Source organism: Dactylosporangium sp. NPDC000521 (genome assembly GCF_042898305.1).
Taxonomy (GTDB): domain Bacteria; phylum Actinomycetota; class Actinomycetes; order Mycobacteriales; family Micromonosporaceae; genus Dactylosporangium.
In genome coordinates, this window is the sequence record NZ_JBIAYW010000008.1 from 392496 (window position 1) to 411701 (window position 19206).

Sequence of the window (19206 nt, forward strand, 5' to 3'; positions counted from 1 at the left end):
GGTGGTGCCCGGCAGAAGCGGCTCGCTGCCCGTCGACCTGAAACCGGCAGCCGTCAAGGCGTTCATCGAGGCGAACTGGGTCGCGCTCGTCGACTCGGTGGCCCTCAACGGGCGATGAGGGGTTCCGCTGCAAAGTGCCTGCTTCTACGCAACAGTTCACAACCCGGTAGCCCGCTCCGAAGGTCTATAGACCCGACGCTGGCTCCGCGCGACCACATCTCAGCGCAGTTGGATCAGAAGCCGGCCGCACTTGATGAACGTCTGAGCTTGCGGCTGATCGACCAGAGCCGAGTTGGCGTCCACCAAGTCAGCGATCGTGGTGTTGGCGTTGGCTTCCGTCAGCGACACTGTCTGCTGGTCGTTGCCGGGTACCTCGACAACCAGCCGGAGGCCTCCGCCACTGGCGACGCGCCGTACCTGGTTGAGACTCGGCACCAGCTGGATGACCTTGACGAACAGCTCCCCGACGGTGGAACCACCATGCTCGGATCGATCGACGATCGGCAGGTTGGGCGTATCGGAGAAGCGCTTCTGGGAGAACTGCGCCTTGAACCCCGTCCTGCTCTCGGCTGCGGCCTCCAAGCCGTGAATGGTGCTCGTCACATCGGAGGCGAGCAGGGTCTTGACGCCCATCGGGTGGATCTCGCGGCTGGTCATCATCTGCTGCAGCAGCTCGATCTCGGGGTCGAGCAGTTCGGTCAGGGCGCGCAGGTACGCCGGGAGCAGCCGGTCGGCGGCGGACATCAGCTTGCCGAAGACATCCTTCGGTTCGAAGGCGAGGCCGACGTAGTTGCCTTTGCTCTTGCTCATCTTCGTCCCGGTGCCGTCGGTGCCCTCGATCAGGCCGGTGGCGATGATGATCTCTGGGGTCTGTCCAGCGTTCTCCATGACGCGTCGGCACATCTGCATGTTGAGGAGTTGGTCGAGGCCGCCCATCTCGATGTCGGCTTCGATCTCCACCGAGTCCAAAGCCATGACCACCGAGTAGACGAGTTCGGCCATGGTCAGGCCGCTGCCCGCTGCGAGCCGGTTGCGGAAATCCTCTCGTTGCAACGATGCCGAGAGCGGTAGTTTCTCCAGCACGCCGATGAACCGCGGCAGCGTGAACGGGGCCAGCCATTCGCTGTTGAATCGGAAGTCGGCGTGGTCAAAGTCGAAGAACGGCGTGACCTGCTCCCGGTAGGACTTCATGTTGTGCTGGATGTCTTCATCGGTCAGCGCTGGCCGGTCGGCGGTCCGGCCGGACGGATCGCCGATCTTGGCGGTGATGTCCCCGACGATGAAGACGACCCGATGGCCCATGCGCTGGAACCGGCTGGCGATGATCATCGGCACGGCGTGGCCCACGTGCACGTCGGCGGCAGTCGGGTCGATTCCGAACTTGACGATGAGCTGCCGTCCCGCCGTCCGAGCGGAGGTCAGCAGCTGCCCGAGGTGGCCGACGGATGGCAGGAGTTCTTGAGCGCGGCTGGCGATGAGTGCTGCCTGCTCGTCGGAGGGCAGATCGGAGAGATCCATGGTGCGGCGTTGCGCCAGCAGTTCCAAGACTTCGCCGAGTGCCTTGCCTTCGCGCAAGTCGGGCGCAGTCCGGAGGATGGTCATGAGCATCTCGGAGGATGCACCCAGTCGAGTGTTCATGTCTGGCATCGAATGCTGCCCTCTTCAGTTTCGTGCGTCGGCGGTTGCGTGAGGCTCGTTCATGTAGACGGTCTTGAGAACGTGTCTACGTTCGAATACAGATGGCTGCGGATCATCCGCCGACCAAGTCGGCGTCGAGGTGATGATCGATGCGAAGGCGTCGGGCGCGCTGGTCAAGAGTGCAAGCGCGGTGGCGAAGTCATCGTGACTGTCGCTGACCCGGTACGCCTTGCTACCGCGGAGCGTGGACTCCTTTTCCAGAAGACCGCGAACCGGGAGGTCAGCGGTGGCATCCGGGCGATACACGCCGAGCGCCACGATCTGCCCCAGGGGTGCCACGGCGGTTGCTGCCGTCAATATCGGTTCACTGCTGGCGCCTCCCACCGACTCCACTACGACATCGTAGTGGTCGGCAAGAAGGTCCTCTGCAGTGACTACACGATCACCGAAATCTGAGAAGCGTTCGATCCGGTCGGGTTCCTTCACCGCTACGGTGACGTGCCGGGCGCCGCGGCGGTGCGCGTAGACGCACGCGATCGCCGCCATCGGTCCGTCGCCGATCACGAGCACTTCGGCGTCGCGGAGGCCGGCGCCGCGCAATGCATGTATGAGGCACGCCAGGGGGTCGGCAAGGGTCGCCACGGTGGTCGGTAGGTGGGCCGGCAGTGGGTAGAGCTGGTCGGCGCGGACGCGTACCCGGCCGCTGAATCCACCCTCGCCGTTGTCGCGGCGGCCGATGCCGGTGTCATCGGCACACTGCTCGGTCCAGCCACGTCGACAGACCGAGCACAAACGGCATGGGCTGAGCGGCCGGATCGCCACAAGAACACCGTCGGTAGGTCTTCGCCCGACCAGTTCGTGGCCGAGCGACGATACGGCGAAGCCGTTGCGGTAGCGCTGCACGTCGGAGCCACAGATGCCGACGGCTACAACTGGAATTGCGGCGTTCGCGGTCATAGCCAACGCCTGAGTGCTGCGCTGGTTCCACCGCTGAACTTGATGAGTTCGTGCAGCTTGGCGAGAGCGGCGCCGCTGGCGAGCAGGTCCCGTGCCAACGTGAAGGCTTGGGGCACCGTGCGCTGCGCCGTACCCAGGAAGATCAAGGTGGCCGCGTTGACCGCGACGAGGTCGATCAAACCCCGAGGGGCGCGGCCCGTCAGGATGTCGACGACGATTCTGGCCTGGTCGGCGGCGGTCACGCCGGGCGCAATGTCGCCCAGCTCGTAGGGGCCGACACCGAGCACGTCGGAGAGCGTCAGCCGGAGGGTGCGGCCACGTTCACCACCGCGGACGCCGACGATCGAGGTCTCACCGATGATGCCGACCTCGTCGATCCATCGCAGGTTGTCCGGTGTCGAGGACACCACGAGCGTGTCTCCGGTGTGGTATCTGCGCAGCACCTCCAGTGACAGGCTCACGTCCGGATGGGCGATGCCGTACAGCAGGGTGTCGGTCTTGATCGGCAGCAGTAGCGCGGGGAAGGCCAACGACAGGACGTGCGGGGCGAAGAACAAGCCACCGTACGCCGCGTCGAACCGGGGCACCATCTGCTCGATCTCAAAGAGGCCGAGGCCGCATCCCGCCATCACCTCCAGCGTTCGGGCCGTGTCTCCGGTGACCCGCACACCGAGGTTCTTCAAGGTGTCGGCCGAGCCGGCGACCGAGGACGTCGCAGCGGAGGCACACTTGGCGATCTTGATTCCGGCGGCCGCGGCAACGATCGCCGCGGGTGTCGAGATGTTCGGAGTTTTGATCCCCTTCTTGCCGCTGCCGGCAACCCCGATGACGTGCTCTCCCGCGAACGGATGCGCGGGCCGGTCGGCGGGGTGGTGCGCATCCAGTTCGAGGGCCGCGTCGATGACCCCGGTCGCCTCCTCGACGGTGGGGTGTCGAGCCATGAAGCCGTTGAGCAGCACTCCGAGCTGCGCGCTACGCTGGCGCGGGTCGTCTATGGCCAGCACCATGCGCATGTAGGTCGCCGCTTCGTGGTAGGTCATGCTCTGTCCGGAGTTCAGCCGGTGCAGGAAGGCGCCGAAGTGCGTCGGGTCTGGACTTGACAGCCGTTCGTCTTGGCCGATGAGGTCGGCGTACATGCTGCCTCCCACGGGGGTCACCACAGCTCCATGACGGAGATCAAATATTCGGCCAGTTCTGTTTTCGTTTTTCGCCACAGCGGTGACCCGGTAGCGCAGTCGCGGATCAGCGCGATGGTCTCCTCGTGCGGCCGGAAGAACGTCTGGCACAGCAACTGGTAGGCGGGCGACTCCGCCGGCGTCCGTGCCTCATCACCCGTCACTCGCGCCCTGATCTCCTCCGGAGTGGAGACGACACTGATGGACGAGTCCGGGATGCTCTTGGACATCTTCGGCTGCCCGCCGAAGCCACGAGTCAGCCGGGAGTAGATCGACGCGAGCGCGAAATCGCCGCGCAAGGTCGTGTTCCCGTCCAGTCGCTCTGCGATCTCTCGGGTGAACCGGACATACTTGTGTTCATCGATGCCGAGCATGACCAGTACGGCGTCGTGATCCTGCCCAAGGGTCACGAAGTCTGATGCCATGAGCGCCAGAGACACCTTGCGGCGGAACGTCATCCGGTCATCCACGACGCCCAGCGATGCGTAGTAGCTGTGGTTGTCCTCCTCGGCGTGGCCGAAGTCGCCGTCGTCCGCGTAGAACCCCAGCAGGTAAAGGTTGCGCAGGCAGTTGGTGTCATCGAACTGGTTGCGCAGAATGCCGGCGGTGTCGTTGAAGCCGAGCCGCTGGCAGAACGCCGCGAACCGCTCAGCCAGCTCGCGGGTCTGATCCAAGGAGCGCCCCTTGCCGTTGTGCGCGTCCAGGTCTCCGAGCACGATCTGGCACCGCTCGCCGGCCAGCTGAAACCGGGTGATGCCCAGGATCTGCGCGACCGTCCCCATATGCGGAGGTCCGGACATGCCGAACCCGGTGGTGATGATCCGTGACGCCTTCGGGGTGGACAGGAACGCCCCACCGCGGTGGTGGCAGAGGAACCGCAGGTTGAGCTCGTCTGCAGTCAGACCGGCCAGAGCAAATGAGAACCGTTCCAGTTCGAAGGTGTCGTACCCATGCTCCCGTACGACGCGCTGGTAGTAGTCCTCGGAGAAGGTGACCGGCTGTCCGGGCGTCGGCGCCGTACGGTCGAGACCGGTAGTGCTCGCGGATGGCATCACATGCGCTCCTTCGTTGCATCGCCTTCCGTGCCAAGCACGACGATCCTCAACGCGACCGCGCGCGGCCAGATCACAGCGGACCCTCACCGTGGGGTGTGCCGAGCGGGGCAACGGACATCTGCATGCGCTGCCATGCGCCTGCCGGGTCGCGAAGTGCGACGTTCGGCGCTCAATTCCGCCGTGCTGAGGCGCCATCACCGTGAGGGCTCACCGTGGTCTGATCCTGCTCCGCGGCGCGGACGCACCGTGAACGTGTGACGAATCAGCACTCCACCACAGATGGCAGGCCGTTGGCTGAGGTCGACCTGCCTATCATCCACTTCGTCCTCAACACCGACTGCAATGCCTGGGCGCTGCAGGCCGTATCCGGCTCGCCAGGTGTGTGCCGGTTCTGCTACCGCGAACGCAACCGGGTGGCGACGGACGCGACGACGGTCATCCAGGTACTGGATCTTCTGCGGGCCGAGTCGGCTGCAAACCGGATCGTGTTCACCGGGGGCGACCCACTCATGCCGTACGACAACCACCTCGAAATCGCCCTGAGTCACGCCGCTGGCGTCGGCTTCGCGGTGAACGTGCACACCAATGGCCTGCTGCTCCGGGATCGCTACGACCGGCTACGCGACTGGGTGGATGTCTATTCCCTGGCCATCGACGGCCCAGACGCCGCGACCGCCGACTGGTTCCGCGGCGCGGGATACTTCGCCCGATTCACGGACAATGTCGCGCTGTTGACCGCCGACCGGCGAACCGTCGCCTTCAACACCTTCACCGCGCCGGCCAGCATCGGCCGACTCGACGAGATCGCGTCGCTGATCCTGAACGTGGCGGCCCGCACCCGGGTCGAGTACTGGCTGATCTCCCAATATCGCCCGATCGGTCGCGCAGACGGCCGCAAGGCTGAGATCTACGCCTACAGCGCCGCCGACTTCGCTGCGGCTGTCGAACAAGTGCGAGCACGTATCGCAGACGTCGGCATCGATCTGTTCGGCCAACCGACCCGCGACGCCACCGACCCGTACCCGTTTCGGGTCTGGGTGCTGGCGGACGGCACGGTGACCGTCGACCTCGGCAGCGTCGGCGCTCCTCGCAACGAGGTGCTGGGCAACGCTCTGCGCGACGGCTTCGCCCCACTGGTCCGCTCGGCGCTGGCGTTGCGCGATGCCACATTTGACGCTCCCGACGCACAGAGGGCACACGCCGATGGTCGGTGACCCGATCTCCTGGATCATCTTCGACATCGATGGGACCGTTGCCGACTGCCGCCACCGCCAGCACCACGTCACCAGAACCGTCCCCGACTGGGAATCCTTTTTCGCTGCCTCCGACCTCGACGGCCCGCTGGCCGAAGGCGTCGCGCTCGCGCTCGAACACGCCGCCGCTGGTCGCTTGCTGTGGCTGACGGGTAGGCCCGAACGCTACCGGCCGGGCACCATTCGATGGCTGCAGGACTGTGGGCTACCGACCAACCACCTGCACATGCGGCCCAACGACGACATGCGTCCGGCCGCGGAATACAAGGTCGAGTCCCTCCGCCGCCTCGCTGCAGAGCTCCGCATCCAACTGATTGTGGACGACGACGATCTCGTTGTCGCCGCGGTTCGTAAGGCCGGGTGGCCGGTTCTGCATGCCAAGTGGATGACAGCATGAGTAGACATCTCATACTCATGATGAACGACGGCGTCTTCAGTCGTCGTACCGGCGCAGGCCGCATGAACGAAAATGTGCTTCAGTTCGTTGCCTCGATGGCGGAACACTGGACTCAGGTGACACTCCTTGCGACGAGCGTCCGTTCAGATTCACCGGCCTGGAACCAGGAGGTATGGCAGCGCACTGAGACAGTTCTTTCGACATGTGGGTGGGACATGTTGGAGATCCCCAACCAACATGACCTGCGGGGCCGCTACGCTGGAATATCCGAATGGCACAATATATCTCGCCTGTCCTCCCAGTTCCTGGCACGACTTGCGCATGCCCGGACAGATTGGCGCACCGGTCTAATCTCTTCTGATGTGCCATTTCTGGGAGTCGCTGTCCCGAAAACCGTCATACGGCTACACGTTGCGCACACGCTCGCAGCGCTTCAGGCGCCGGGCGACCGCGAGTGGAGCAGATGGGAGGGCGTCCACTACCGCACGTGGCATGCCCGCAATGGACGCCTTGCGGTACCCTCGGAATTCCTGCGCAACCGTATACTGACGTCCTGGCCTGCGCTTGCCTCACGCGTTTCCTTGTGGCGAAACGGCTACCAGAAATCGGCCTTCCGGACGACTCCCGTCGAAGCGAAACGCAGACTTTCCGTCCTGGCGTACGGACGGGCCCTGCCGAGCAAAGGTCTCCATCTGGTGATATCGGCTGTCGATGCACTGAACGCCAACGGCCTGCCCGTCCAACTCTCGCTGATCGCAACTCCGGAGATCGGAGAAAGCGAGTACTTCGGGCGGCTTCAAAGCATGGCCGAGGCGTCTGCGACCACAAGGCTCGTGGCGGGCCCGGTCGATGACATCCATACCCTCGTGAGCGACCAAGATCTTGCCGCCGTGGTCATGCCATCGATCAACGAGCCCGCAGGTCTCGCGCCCATCGAAACATATTGCTGGAGTGGCGGTGCCGTTCCGGTGGTGGTCAGCTCTGGTGGTCTGGCTGAGACCGTGGACTCCACAACTGGAATAGTGGCGCGGCGTTGGGACGCCGAATCATTGGCCGAATCGATCCGCGCAGCTGTGGAGCTTCCCTTTGTCGATCGCGATCGCATGGTTGCTGCAGGGCGGCGCAGGCTCGCGCGAGACCATGACTTCCACCGCAACTCCGCCGAGGCGATGACCGCCAGCGGCCTGCTGCTGATCTAGGTCGGCGCCAGATGATCACGGCTTGGGAATTGATGAGGCCGAGCGGCCCACCCGGAGAACAGGAGTTACGCGACGCCCACTGTGAGCTACACTGCCTGATCGGCATCGATGGAAGGTGGCGTCTCTTGCCGGCAGCAGTCGATCCAGCGTGGTGGGTCTCCGGGACGTGGGATGGTCGACCGATCGGGGCCTTCCTGGCGCGGCGCGATGTTGCGTCAATCTTTCGATTTGTGCACGCGCGAGGCATCTCGTACAACGCGATCGGCTCGCTCGTGGGGCTCTCGGCGAACCGGGTTGCTGAGATCGCCAAGGACGTCCGCCAGGTGACGGCCTATGAGGTTTTGGAACGTGTCGCCGTCGGCCTGCAGATTCCCCGGCCTGCGATGGGTGTGGGGGTGCTGGAACCCGAGACGTTCGATGCGCCTGATCGCCGCGGTGACAACGTCAGTGAGCCTCCGGTGCGGCGCATCGTTGCGGATCACGGCCCAGCGGCGGATCTGGACTTGCTGGCAGGGCTTCGAACCGGACTGGACGAGGCGTTGGCGTCGTCGACCGTGTCGCCACGGCAGATGGAGTTGATCGAAGAGTCTGTCGCCGAGCACGTCCAGGCGTATCCGGCGTCCGCGCCGTCGTTGATGTTGACGCGGCTTGCCAGTGAGTGCGCTGAGGTACAGGCGTTGTCGCGCCGTAGGCAGCCGGCGATGGTGCAGGCTCGACTCTCTGGCACTGCGGCGTTGCTCGCCACAATGTGCGCGGACGCCCTGATGCGTCTTGGTGAAATCAGGCAGGCGCACCTGTGGTACCGGACGGCCCTCGTCGCGTCTGATGACAGCGCGGAGCCGCGTCTTCGTGTCCTCGTCCGCGCGCAGGCGGCGATGCTGCCGTACTACTTCGGTGATCCGCACCGCACGGTGTCATTGGCGGATGCGGCGTTGGCACTGTCCAAGACTGCGTCACCATCGACCGCGCTCGCCGCCGCCGCCCGGGCAAGGGCGCTGGCGCGCCTGGGTGCGGTGGATGCGGCGCGTACCGCGATCGGAGAGGCCCGCCGGTCGTTCGATGAGGTCGGCGACGACGACAGCGACGCGGCGTTCCGATTCCCAGCCAAGCGGCTGTTGTTCTACCTGTCTGGTGCCACTACATGGATCGGGGATACCGCAGCGGCATACCGTGTGCAGGGGGAGGCGCTGCAGCTGTATCAGGCGAGCCCAGTCAAGACGTTGATCGATCCTGCACTGATCAGGCTGGATCAGGCGATGTGCCTGGCGAGTGATCGGCGCACGGCTGAAGCAGCGGCAGAAGCTCAGATGGCGGTCGCTCAGCTTCCTCCACTCCAGCGGACCGAACTCGTTCTTACCCGAGCTGCCGATGTCGTCGAGGCCATCCCGCAGTCGAAGCGGGGGACCGAGGTGGCTGCCTTGTCACACTATGTTGCGGCGTGCCGGTCGCAGGCCCGTACGCTGGGCGGAGGAACCGTCTCGCCTGACCCATAGGAGCCCGATGTTCGTCGAGACACGAACACGTCCTGTGCTTGCCGAAGTTTGTCGTCGTCTGGGCCGCTCCGCTGCAGAAGCGATCTTACTCCGACACCACACCAATGCCGTGTACGCCGTCGGTGACGCTGTCGTAAAGATTGCCCCACCGGGAGTCCTGGTAGGCGACCTGCGACCCGTGGTGACGGTCGTTGAGTGGCTGGTTGACAACGGCTTCCCCACCGTGGAGCTATATCCCGGCATCGTCCAGCCCTTTGACGTCTCCGGACATGCGATCACCATCTGGCAGCGCATCGACCCCGCTGATGCCGACCCCGTCAACGCCGCAGAGCTCGGGGCGCTCCTGCGTGTACTGCATGTGCTTCCGGCGCCACCGATCAAACTGCGACGACTCGAGCCGATCGAGGGGATTCATCGTTCGATTGCCGCTTCCTCGATCCTCAGCGACGACGACCGTCAGTTGCTGCGTTCGCGCCTTGAGCATCTCGCCGAAGCGTGGTCAAGGATGCGTTTCGCGCTCGACGAGGGTCTGTTGCAGTCAGACCCCCAGACCCGCAACGCTCTCCGTCGTTTTGATGGAACGCCCGTCTTGGCCGACTGGGATGGTGCCGCGATCGGTCCACCCGAGTGGGACATCGCCACGGTCGCGGTTCACTGCCGTCGATTCGCCCAAGAGACACCAGGGGCGTTTTCTGCTTTTACTGCAGCCTACGGCTGGGATGCGACGAAGTGGGGCGGGTTCGAAGATCTCTGCCTGCTGCGGGAACTGAAAATGATCACTACAAACGCTCGCAAGTCGCAATCCGGCTCTACCGCCGCCGCCGAGGTGGCGCGCCGTATCGCCGCTTTGCGAACGGGTCATGAAGAGATGGTGGAGTGGAACATCATCTAAGGATTCCACTGACGTCAACCGAGCCTTGATGACGATCCGGGCCAACCGACCTAGTCGTCGGCCTGGGTCTTCGGACGGGCGAATTCGTCATGGATACCACATGGTTTCGATCTGCAGCTCAGTCTGCCGTTGTCGGATGACGACCGTCGCGCTGCTGTGGGCTGTTTAATGTTGCAGCATTCCGTTAGTGGCGGCACACCGTCAGCGCCGGAAAATGGACGTTTGTAGCGTCGCTGATCGCCACCGGTCGGCGGGCCGGCAACATTCCGACCTCCCGTGTCTGGGTGGGTGTTATTTACCGCGGTGGTCGCAGAAGACGGTGGGGTTCACGGTGAGCGCCCACCATGTACCTAGCGAATGCGTCAATCATCAGCAATCTTCGAGTGTGGAATCGAAATAGACGCTGAACGCGTCGACGCTCGGAGCGTGCTGGGGAAGTGTGGTGGACGATTCGATGTCTGTGATGGCGCCGGACCGATTGCTGTCGACGGTCGGCAGGGCGTTGCAGGAGTCGCACGACGTTGTGCGGGGCGCGGCCGGATGCGCGCGGGGGTGCCCTGGTGCGCTGCCGTGTTCGGCGCATCGTGTTGGTGTTCAGGCGGTCGCTGCGAGCACGGCCGGTTGGCTACGGCGATGGACGCTGCGGCACGATCTGCGGTCCGCCGGCCTGTTGCAGATCGCGTATGCCCATGGCGTAGACCAGCGGGGCGGCGCCAGCCACGACCTGGACGCTGACGGTTCATGCGCTCGGGACACCGGGCGATGACCACAGCCATGACGCGACCACCGAACCTGCTCGCACGGGATTGGGCTCGCAGGTCCGGTGGTCGCGTCGAAGTGCAGATCGGCGGCGCTGATCCAGTCACCGCGGCCGGCCGCATCCGCACCGGGTTGGCCGTGCCAGTCGCGACGGAATTAGGCAGCGCGTATTCGTGCGGTCGCAGCGTTTCAGGCAAATGGTGTCCGCGTCCGCGTCATGAACACGCCGTTGAGACGTGAACGGCCCTTTAATACGTGCCCCGGCTGGGCGTGAGCATCGCCTCCGTCCAGCCGGGTGCGCTCCAAGGAAAACGCCGGACATAAGACAAGACTAAACGGCTCCGGGGTTCACCCAGCAAGGTTCGCGCGTCAACGCTCCAGCCATCCTGAGTCGCCAGGTTGCCGCCCGTACGGCGGACACGGGCGGACGGCTTGCAGACGAATTAGTTCAGCATCCGCGTATCAGGCGGTTATACGCGTGATGTGCCATGCCCGCAGACAGTGAGGCCTGCGGCGGACCCGACCAAGGGGAGGACGAAACATGAGTACAGAACAGCGAGTACCGATCGATGCGGGCGGCCAGGCCGCAGCGGCCAGCTACCTGCCGGAGTTGCGGCGGTCGCTGGGGTTCAAGGATCTGGTGTTCTACGGCCTGGTGTTCATGGTGCCGATCGCGCCGATGGGGATCTTCGGGTCGGTGTACAGCGGTTCCGGTGGCATGGTCGCGTTGACGTATGTGGTCGGGATGGTGGCGATGGTGTTCACCGCCGCCTCGTACGCGCAGATGGTGCAGGCGTTCCCGCTCGCTGGCAGCGTCTACAACTACGCCAGCAGGGGGATCGCGGCGTGGGTCGGGTTCTTGACCGGGTGGGTTGCCCTGCTGGACTACCTCCTGGTCCCGAGTCTTCTGTATCTGATCGCGGCTGTCGCGATGCATGCCACCGTCCCGGCGGTCCCGGTCTGGGCGTGGCTGCTCGGGTTCGTCGCGTTCAACACCGTGGTGAACTTGCGGGGTATCCGGATGACCGCGCTCATCACCCGGATCATGCTCATCGGCGCCGTGATCGTCCTGACGGTCTTCCTCGTGGTCGGTGTGTGGGCGCTGTTGGAGGGGAAGGGTCGCGGGTTCTCGTGGGAGCCGCTGTTCAACAGCGGCACGTTCACGTGGCCGTTGCTGTTCGGTGCGGTGTCGATCGCGGTGCTGTCGTTCCTCGGCTTCGACGGCATTTCGATGCTGGCGGAGGAGAACAAAGGCGGCCCGGGTCAGGTCGGTCGGGCGATGGCTGCGGCGCTCGGCGTGGCTGGGTTGTTGTTCATCGCGCAGACGTGGGTCGCGGCGCTGCTCGTCCCCGACCCGGCCGGGCTGCTGAGCAATGGCGACCCGGACGGGGTCGCGTTCTACGACGCGGCCCGTCAGGCGGGTGGGGCGTGGCTGGCGACGTTGTGCGCGGTGGCGACGGCGATCGCGTGGGGTGTCGCGAACTCCCTCGTGGCGCAGGTCGCCACGTCGAGGTTGTTGTTCGCGATGGCCCGGGACCGGCAGCTGCCGTCGTTCCTGCGCAAGGTGTCCGTCCGGTCCGGGGTCCCGGCGAACGCGATCACGTTGACCGGTGTGTTGTCGGTGGCGATCGGCCTGTACATGGCGTGGCGTACGGATGGGATCGCTCTGCTGTCGTCGCTGATCAACTTCGGGGCGTTGACCGCGTTCCTGGTCCTGCACGTCGCCGTCGTGTGGCACTACCTGATCCGCAAACGGTCCCGGAACGTGTGGTCGCACCTGCTGATGCCGGCGGCCGGGTTCGCGATCCTTGCCTACGTCGTGGTCAACGCGAACGTGGCCGCGCAACGGCTCGGGTTTGTGTGGATCGGCGTCGGAGTCGTCGTCCTGATCGGGCTGTACGCGGCCGGCCGCCGACCGAAGCTGTCCGGCATGCCGGGAACGGAGGGCGCGGCATGACCGAGGTGATCGAGCACAAGATGACGGAATCGGATCTGACGTACCTGTTCGGCGGTCACCGCTTCCCGATCGCGGACGTGCTGCCCGGACAGGTGCTGTCCACGACCACGGAGGACTGCTTCGGCGGTGCGGTCCGCAGCGTGCAGGATCTGCCGTCGCGGGTGTGCGAGCGGTTCAACCCGGTCACCGGCCCGTTCCTGGTCCCCGGCGCCGAACCTGGCGATACCCTCGCCCTGCACTTCATCGACATCACCCCGGCCCGGGACTGGGGGATGTCGGCGACGTTCCCGCACTTCGGGGCGCTGACCGGCACCCACACCACGGCCATGCTGCAGCCGGCGCTGGAGGAGCTCGTCTGGCGGTACACCATCGACCAGGCTGCCGGGGTGGTCCACTACCACGCCCGCCGCTGCGACTATTCGGTCGAGCTGTCGCTGGACCCGATGCTCGGCACGGTCGGAGTCGCCCCGGCCGGCGGGGAAGCGCGGTCAACGATCGTCCCGGACCGGCACGGCGGGAACCTCGACACCCCGGAGCTGCGGGCCGGGACCACCATGTACCTCGGAGTGAACGTACCCGGGGCGATGTTCGCCTTCGGCGACGGCCACGCCCGGCAGGGGCAGGGCGAGGCGTGCGGGGTCGCGGTGGAGACCGCGATGCACGTCACCGTCGCCGTCGACGTCATCAAGGGCGTGGTCACGCCGTGGCCGCGGATCGAAACCGACCACCAGCTGATCAGCGTCGGCGCAGCCCGGCCCTTGGAGGACGCGTACCGGATCAGCCAGCACGACCTCGTCACCTGGACCGCGGACCTGACCGGGCTCGACGTCCTCGACGCGTACCAGCTGGTGTCGCAGGCCGGCCGGGCCGCGCCGGGCAACGTGTGCGACCCGCTGTACACGATGCACGCCGCCGTCGACACCGCGATCCTGCGAGGTGCTTCGGCGTACGGCGGGACGCATCAGCGGCTGCGGGCGCTGGCCGGGTCGATGCGGTGACCTGCGGTGACGTATCCGATTGGTGAGGCGCCGCCGCCGAATCTGCGGCAGCCGCTGCGGGTCGAGTTGTTCTTCCTCACCCACTCCGAGACCGGCGAGCCGCTCACCCACCCGAACGCGCACGCCGTGGCGCTCGCTGGTGCGGTCCTGATCGACGACCTGCTGCGGCCGGTTGAGCGGATCCGGCTGGTCGGGTCGCAGGTCGTCGTCGTCAACGCCGACGTGTCCGGTGACCCGGTCGCTGACTGGGTCGTCCGGACGCTCGGCGGGCGCCGCGGTACGTCCGTGCTTGAGCAGCCGCAGCGGTCGTACTCGGTCCGGGATGCGGTGCGGGCCATCGCTGTGCACGCCTACGACCGCACCGCGGCCGGGATGTACGCCGGGGACCTGGTGCAGGAGGTCAAGCGACGCCGGCTGAGCGGTGGCCGGCGCCGGTACCCGCCGACGGACACGGGGGTGATCGCCCGGGTGCGGGGCCGGTTGTGCAGCGTCCTGGCTGGACACACGGAACCGGATCCGCAGACGGCAGCGCTCGCCGGCCTGGTTCTCGCGCTGGACCTGACGTCCGAGTTGTACCTCGACGGGTCCGGCCTGGACGTTCGTCGCCTGCTCAAAGCGTTGGTCGGCTGGGCCGGGCGCGGCGTGCCCGAGATCCAGCAGTTGATCGCCGCGACCGACGACCTGATCGCCGAGGCAGCGGTCGCGGTCTACGGGTAGGCGCGCTCACACCGGACGCCGCATCGACACGGGGGTGACTCGCGGCCCCGGGGACGAGCGCTCGGCTGTGCCGGATCGGCGGCGGCCGGGCGCAGGACGGACGGCGGACGGCCCACCGCCGAAGCCGCCGCCGTCCCGCGGGGTGGTCCGGCGTTCGCGCCTCCCAGGGAGCCGGGCCACCCCGCACCAGCACTCGTGACCAGCACTCGTGACACCGACGGCAAGGAGTGGAAGTCGTGGGTACAGCAACAGCCGCCAGGGCGGCGCGTGCCGTCCTGGCGTGCGCCGACGCACCGACCGATGTCGATGACGATGATGCCGCTGTCCTGCTACACGGCTACGCCGCGCTGACCGGCCGTGACCCGGCGACCCAGCTGCCGGGCGCTGGCGTCATCGAGGCCGCGCTGGGTTATGCCCGGGTGGCAGCGCCGGCCGCCGACGCGTTCCTGGACGCGACGGTCTGGGCGATGTACGCCTACCGCGCTGCCCGGACGTTGCACGGCGTGTATCACCTGCGGACCGTGGAGGCCACCGAGGTCCTGATCTGGGTGTTGTACAGCCGCGGTCTGGACCGTGAGGCGAGCACGCTGCGCCGTGACCTGATCCAGCTGCACCTCGACCACGGTGCTATCGCTGCGCACCTCACCGGACGGGTCGACCTCGCCAGCCAGCTGCACAGTGCGGGTCGCTGTGCCGCCGCCGTTCGGGAGGCGGTCGCGGGCTGGAACGCCTGGACCGAGCGGTTCGGCGAACACGATCCGGCCGGCCTGACCCTGATCCTGCAGCTCGCCGGCATGCTCACCGGCTGCAGGAGCATCCCGGACGCGCTGCGGCGCGTCGAGCAGGCGAGGCGGTTGTGGCCGAAACCCGGCGACCCGGCCCATCGGCACGCGACCGCCTTCGTCGGCACCCTGCTCATGGCTGCGGCACAGCACAGGTTCGTGTGCACCGCTGCCGGCGCCAGCGGCGGGCAACCCGACGCGGTCCAGGTAGCGGAGCTGTTGGCCGGCTGGTCGGACCTGCTGCCGTGACACCTCGCCATCCATGGCGGCGGTCTGCCCTAACGCGGCGTCCTCTGAGGAAACGCGTCACCTTGACCACACACCATCGACCTGGAGCCAGACCATGACCAGCGCCACCGACGCCGCCGCACCGGCCTCGGCCACCGCCCGGGACATCATCGCCCGCTACCACGACCTCGCCACCACCCAACCCGATCGCGTCGCCGTCATCGACCCGCGCGGCACCACCACCTTCGCCGGCCTGTGGCAGCTGGCGTACCAGGACGCCGCCCACCGCCGCGCCGAGCACTTAATCGCGTCGATACCTGCCCGTCCGACGGTCGCGACGCTGGCCGCCGCGCTCGGGGTGTGGCTGACCGGCGGCGTCCCGCTGCCGGTGCCGGTGACCATGCGGCCGAAGACGCTGCACGACGCCATGCAGCTGGCAGGCAGCACCACGCACACGTGCCGGCCGTGGCGCGCCCATCTGCACACCGAGCCCAGCGGCCGGCACATCTACCTCGTCGGCGGCGAACCACCGACCGCGCCCCGGCTCGGCGACGCGATCGGGCTCACCGCCAGCGGCACCGCGCTCATCACCGCGCCGCTGCACGCCGCGGCGATCTTCGAAACCGCAGTCCGGCAGCTCCTCGCCGGCGGCACCGTCGTCCTGCGCGACGAGTTCGAACCCGACGACTGGCTCGCGACCGCTGTGGAGACCGGCGCCGACTGGGCGGTCCTCGCCGCAGGGCAGGTCATCGCCCTGATCCGGCACCACGAGGCGATCGACGGGTGGCTCCCGGTCGCCACCCGGTCGCTGCGCCGTATCGTGGTGCCCGCCGCGGTACCGGCGGTGAACACCGGCTACCTCGCCGCGCTCACTAGCCATGCCGGCGCCGCCGTCACCGCGTGGTACCACGCCCCGACCTACGACGGGGCCCTCAGCCGACCCGGCAGACCACCCAACCTGCTGACCCCGCTGCCCGGCGTCCACCTGCGGACCGTCGACCCGTACGGACGGCCGACACCACCCGGCGTCGCCGGGCTCATCGAAGCGTCCACCAGCTGCGGCGTCACCTGCCACCGCGCCGACCAGCCCTGCACCCCCGCCGGAGCGTGGCGCACCGCCGGCGACGTCGGCACCCTCGACGAGGACGGCAACCTCACCCTCCGCCGGCTCGAACCCGCCAAGCACTACCTCGACCCGAACGGCGACAGGGTGACCGTCGCCGCGCTCCGCGTGACCCTCGACGCGCACCCCGACATCACCGCACACGCCATCCACGTCGTCCCCGACGAGGACGGCCAACGCCGCGCCCGCATCCACATCTGGACCCAGACCACGGCGCTGACTGCGGCCGCCGTCGCCCGGCACTGCACCAGCCGGACCACGGCCACATCCGCCGCGTACATCACCGTCACCGACACCCGCACCGACGCCGCCGCGACCACGGCAGCGCCGCGATGACCCCGTCCACCGCCACACAGCCATGAACGACCCAGCCGTGAACGGCGACACCGACGGGCCAGACCGCAGGGTCTCATGGTGGAACAGCACACCGTCGCAGACCGCGACCGCGGTGATGGTCGCCGTCGCGGGCGCCCTGACCGTCGCGCTGCTCCCCACCATGCTGCTGACCATCCGGCACAAATCGACAGAGTCCCCTGCCCGGCAACCCAGCCCCGCAACGAGCACGTCGACGCCGTTCCCGGACGCCTCGGGCGGCGGTCCCGGCCGCCGTGACCACCGACCGCACAGCCGCCACCCGTCCACCGGCCTGATACCCCACCCATCGTGGACACGACCAGCCCACCGGCTTGCCAAGCGGCTCGCTGAGGCCGCTGCCACGCCGGTCCGCGCCGTTCCCGGCGCACGGCCCGACAGAGCTCGCACCGCCAACACCAACCGCGCTGTCGGCTGGGACCGGATCACGGCGACGAACGACAGCGTCCCGTACACCGCCGCCCGTACGCGGGCTGCCGCCGCGACGCGGCCGCGGATGCCGTCCCAACGACCGCCGACCCACCTAGGGACGTACCGATGCGGATGGCCCAGGTGACGCGCGGCGGCAGGCACGCAGCAGCGGAAACCACGACCACGGGCCACGCGGAGAACCAAGCAGAGTCTTCGATGGAGACTTCGACCGAGGCTTCGACCGAGCTCGTCGACCGGGCCGGTGCGCTCCTGGCTGGCTACGACTTCGCCGGCGCGTACGAGGTCCTCGTAGAGGTCCGTTCGCGGGTCGAACACGGCGTCGAGGTCGGGCACACCGACGCTATCGATGCCGCTCGGATGCTCGCCGACACGATGCTCGCCCTCGGGCAGACCGATGCCGCCACCACGGTCGTCGCCGACCTGACCGCACGGTCTGATCTCGGCCCGTTCCAGGCCGCGATGCTCGCCCTCACCCAGGCACGGCTGCTCACAGCCCAGTCCCGGCTCGACGAGGCAGCTGCCTGCTATCAGGCGATCCTCCGGCAGCAGCTGCGCGGTACGGGCCGGTGGCCGTTCCTGCTCGCGATTGCCGGCGATGCCGCCCTCACCGCCGCCCGCGGCCGGCCAGCGACCGCCGAACCAGCCCTCACCCACGCCTACACCCAGCTGGTCGACGAGTACGGCACCGGCCACGCCGACGTGATCCGGATCGGCGTCGAACTGACACGGCTGCGGACCCACATCGGCAGCGCCAGCACGGCCCGGGACCTCGGTACACGGCTCGCACCCGCCGCGATCACCGCCCTCGGCCCGCACCACCCGCTCGTCACCCAGCTCCACCACCTCCTCGACCAGCTCGACCTCGTCGACCAGCCGCCACCGGCCGTCGCCGCCGTCACAAGGACCCAGCAACGACCGCCGGACAGCAGGCCGCACACGCCGAGCTTCACGACACCGACCAGCCCAGCGAGCCCGGCACCCCAGCAGCCTCCGCTCGTGCGACGCGGCCCGCACGTGCGTGGGGGCCGGGTCCTGCCGTACTGGGCGCTCGTCACCGCCGTCGCCTGCGGCGCCGCGCTGGCAACCGCCGTCACAGCAGTCGCCATCGGTGCGCTGTTGCCAGGCCGGGAACCAGTTGCCGGCCGGCACCCGACCACTGTTCCGGGCCCAACGCGAACACCCTGGCAGCCTCGTTCGCCGGTCGTCCTGCCCGCCCAGGACGTGCGCATCGTGAGGGACACCGGCACGACGATCGATGTCGCCTGGACCGATCCCAGCGGCGGGACACGCCCGACCGTCCTGTACCTCGCCAAAGACACCGCACCGGCCACCGTCGCCGCGACCGTCCAAGCAGCCGCCACCCGCTTCCGGCTCACCGGCCTTGACCCGCGTGCGCGCCGGTACTGCATCGGCGTCGCCGTGGTGTACAGCCCGACCAGCATCGCCCGCGCCCCCGACGTCTGCACCAGCAGACCGACCAGCACACCAGCCAGCACGCAGAGACCACAGCGCGGCAGCACCCCGAACCCGGGTTGAACCCACCTCGACCTCGTCTTGGCCTCACCCCGGCCCGCCGCGCGACGCAGCACACCGAAACCAACGCACATCGAGAGGACCCACGTCAGTGCCAGTTTCCCCATCGCGTTGGAGCAGATGGAAAATCGGTGCCGCCGCCGGCGCGACCCTCGTCGTCCTGATCGGCTCCACGATCGCTGCGGCCTCGTCACGGGCCACCGACGTCGACCGGCGCGCAGCAGGGCCGGGCACGCCCACGTCGCC

The 19206-nt window shown here is 67.5% G+C and carries 15 protein-coding genes; 11 read left to right on the forward strand and 4 right to left on the reverse strand.

Translation table 11 applies throughout. The features are described 5' to 3' along the window. Window positions 1–219 precede the first annotated feature (219 nt). The 4 genes from tyrS to ACFY3L_RS27335 are packed head-to-tail and all read right to left on the reverse strand — an operon-like array spanning window position 220 to window position 4822. On the reverse strand, window positions 220–1638 hold the full coding sequence (gene tyrS, locus ACFY3L_RS27320) for a tyrosine--tRNA ligase (RefSeq protein ID WP_389329751.1): 1419 nt from the start codon (window positions 1636–1638) through the stop codon (window positions 220–222). A gap of 24 nt (window positions 1639–1662) precedes the next feature. Then, window positions 1663–2595, reverse strand: a complete 933-nt coding sequence (locus ACFY3L_RS27325; protein ID WP_389329754.1) for an alcohol dehydrogenase catalytic domain-containing protein — start codon at window positions 2593–2595, stop codon at window positions 1663–1665. After that, on the reverse strand, window positions 2592–3731 hold the full coding sequence (locus ACFY3L_RS27330; RefSeq protein ID WP_389329757.1) for a hypothetical protein: 1140 nt from the start codon (window positions 3729–3731) through the stop codon (window positions 2592–2594). Before ACFY3L_RS27330 ends, ACFY3L_RS27325 begins: the two co-directional genes overlap by 4 nt. 17 nt (window positions 3732–3748) lie before the next feature. Further along, the gene (locus tag ACFY3L_RS27335; RefSeq protein ID WP_389330111.1) at window positions 3749–4822 is read right to left on the reverse strand and encodes a hypothetical protein; all 1074 of its coding nucleotides are present in this window, start codon (window positions 4820–4822) and stop codon (window positions 3749–3751) included. Between the two features lie 257 nt (window positions 4823–5079). Between ACFY3L_RS27335 and ACFY3L_RS27340 the strand changes: the two genes are divergently transcribed. From ACFY3L_RS27340 to ACFY3L_RS27390, 11 genes are all read left to right on the forward strand, one after another. Then, window positions 5080–6039 carry a radical SAM protein gene (locus tag ACFY3L_RS27340; RefSeq protein ID WP_389329760.1) on the forward strand — a complete coding sequence of 320 codons (960 nt, stop codon included), beginning with the start codon at window positions 5080–5082 and terminating at the stop codon, window positions 6037–6039. Further along, window positions 6029–6475, forward strand: coding sequence for a hypothetical protein (locus ACFY3L_RS27345; RefSeq protein ID WP_389329763.1), 447 nt, complete (start codon window positions 6029–6031; stop codon window positions 6473–6475). The genes ACFY3L_RS27340 and ACFY3L_RS27345 overlap by 11 nt, the downstream gene beginning before the upstream one ends. Next, entirely contained in the window at window positions 6472–7674 is a 1203-nt protein-coding gene (locus tag ACFY3L_RS27350) for a glycosyltransferase family 4 protein (RefSeq protein ID WP_389329766.1), read from the forward strand. The genes ACFY3L_RS27345 and ACFY3L_RS27350 overlap by 4 nt, the downstream gene beginning before the upstream one ends. A 125-nt stretch (window positions 7675–7799) precedes the next feature. Next, window positions 7800–9167, forward strand: coding sequence for a hypothetical protein (locus ACFY3L_RS27355; RefSeq protein WP_389329769.1), 1368 nt, complete (start codon window positions 7800–7802; stop codon window positions 9165–9167). Window positions 9168–9174: 7 nt separating this feature from the next. Further along, a complete protein-coding gene (locus ACFY3L_RS27360) occupies window positions 9175–10059 on the forward strand; it encodes a phosphotransferase enzyme family protein (protein ID WP_389329772.1) in 885 nt (294 codons plus the stop codon). 1300 nt (window positions 10060–11359) lie between these two features. Then, window positions 11360–12775, forward strand: a complete 1416-nt coding sequence (locus ACFY3L_RS27365; protein WP_389329774.1) for an APC family permease — start codon at window positions 11360–11362, stop codon at window positions 12773–12775. Next, window positions 12772–13773, forward strand: coding sequence for an acetamidase/formamidase family protein (locus ACFY3L_RS27370; protein ID WP_389329777.1), 1002 nt, complete (start codon window positions 12772–12774; stop codon window positions 13771–13773). The genes ACFY3L_RS27365 and ACFY3L_RS27370 overlap by 4 nt, the downstream gene beginning before the upstream one ends. Window positions 13774–13779: 6 nt before the next feature. After that, the gene (locus ACFY3L_RS27375; protein WP_389329780.1) at window positions 13780–14490 is read left to right on the forward strand and encodes a GPP34 family phosphoprotein; all 711 of its coding nucleotides are present in this window, start codon (window positions 13780–13782) and stop codon (window positions 14488–14490) included. A 236-nt stretch (window positions 14491–14726) separates the two neighbouring features. Further along, entirely contained in the window at window positions 14727–15521 is a 795-nt protein-coding gene (locus tag ACFY3L_RS27380; RefSeq protein WP_389329783.1) for a hypothetical protein, read from the forward strand. 94 nt (window positions 15522–15615) lie between these two features. Further along, the gene (locus tag ACFY3L_RS27385; protein ID WP_389329786.1) at window positions 15616–16959 is read left to right on the forward strand and encodes a hypothetical protein; all 1344 of its coding nucleotides are present in this window, start codon (window positions 15616–15618) and stop codon (window positions 16957–16959) included. Window positions 16960–17622: 663 nt separating this feature from the next. After that, window positions 17623–18963 carry a hypothetical protein gene (locus tag ACFY3L_RS27390; protein ID WP_389329789.1) on the forward strand — a complete coding sequence of 447 codons (1341 nt, stop codon included), beginning with the start codon at window positions 17623–17625 and terminating at the stop codon, window positions 18961–18963. Window positions 18964–19206 lie beyond the last annotated feature (243 nt).

Bases quoted from the DNA above. Each gene is read 5' to 3' on its own strand.
- tyrS (WP_389329751.1), bottom strand. From the start codon at position 1,638: ATGAACACTCGACTGGGTGCATCCTCCGAGATGCTCATGACCATCCTC.
- ACFY3L_RS27325 (WP_389329754.1), bottom strand. From the start codon at position 2,595: ATGACCGCGAACGCCGCAATTCCAGTTGTAGCCGTCGGCATCTGTGGC.
- ACFY3L_RS27330 (WP_389329757.1), bottom strand. From the start codon at position 3,731: ATGTACGCCGACCTCATCGGCCAAGACGAACGGCTGTCAAGTCCAGAC.
- ACFY3L_RS27335 (WP_389330111.1), bottom strand. From the start codon at position 4,822: ATGCCATCCGCGAGCACTACCGGTCTCGACCGTACGGCGCCGACGCCC.
- ACFY3L_RS27345 (WP_389329763.1), top strand. From the start codon at position 6,029: ATGGTCGGTGACCCGATCTCCTGGATCATCTTCGACATCGATGGGACC.
- ACFY3L_RS27350 (WP_389329766.1), top strand. From the start codon at position 6,472: ATGAGTAGACATCTCATACTCATGATGAACGACGGCGTCTTCAGTCGT.
- ACFY3L_RS27360 (WP_389329772.1), top strand. From the start codon at position 9,175: ATGTTCGTCGAGACACGAACACGTCCTGTGCTTGCCGAAGTTTGTCGT.
- ACFY3L_RS27365 (WP_389329774.1), top strand. From the start codon at position 11,360: ATGAGTACAGAACAGCGAGTACCGATCGATGCGGGCGGCCAGGCCGCA.
- ACFY3L_RS27370 (WP_389329777.1), top strand. From the start codon at position 12,772: ATGACCGAGGTGATCGAGCACAAGATGACGGAATCGGATCTGACGTAC.
- ACFY3L_RS27385 (WP_389329786.1), top strand. From the start codon at position 15,616: ATGACCAGCGCCACCGACGCCGCCGCACCGGCCTCGGCCACCGCCCGG.
- ACFY3L_RS27390 (WP_389329789.1), top strand. From the start codon at position 17,623: ATGGAGACTTCGACCGAGGCTTCGACCGAGCTCGTCGACCGGGCCGGT.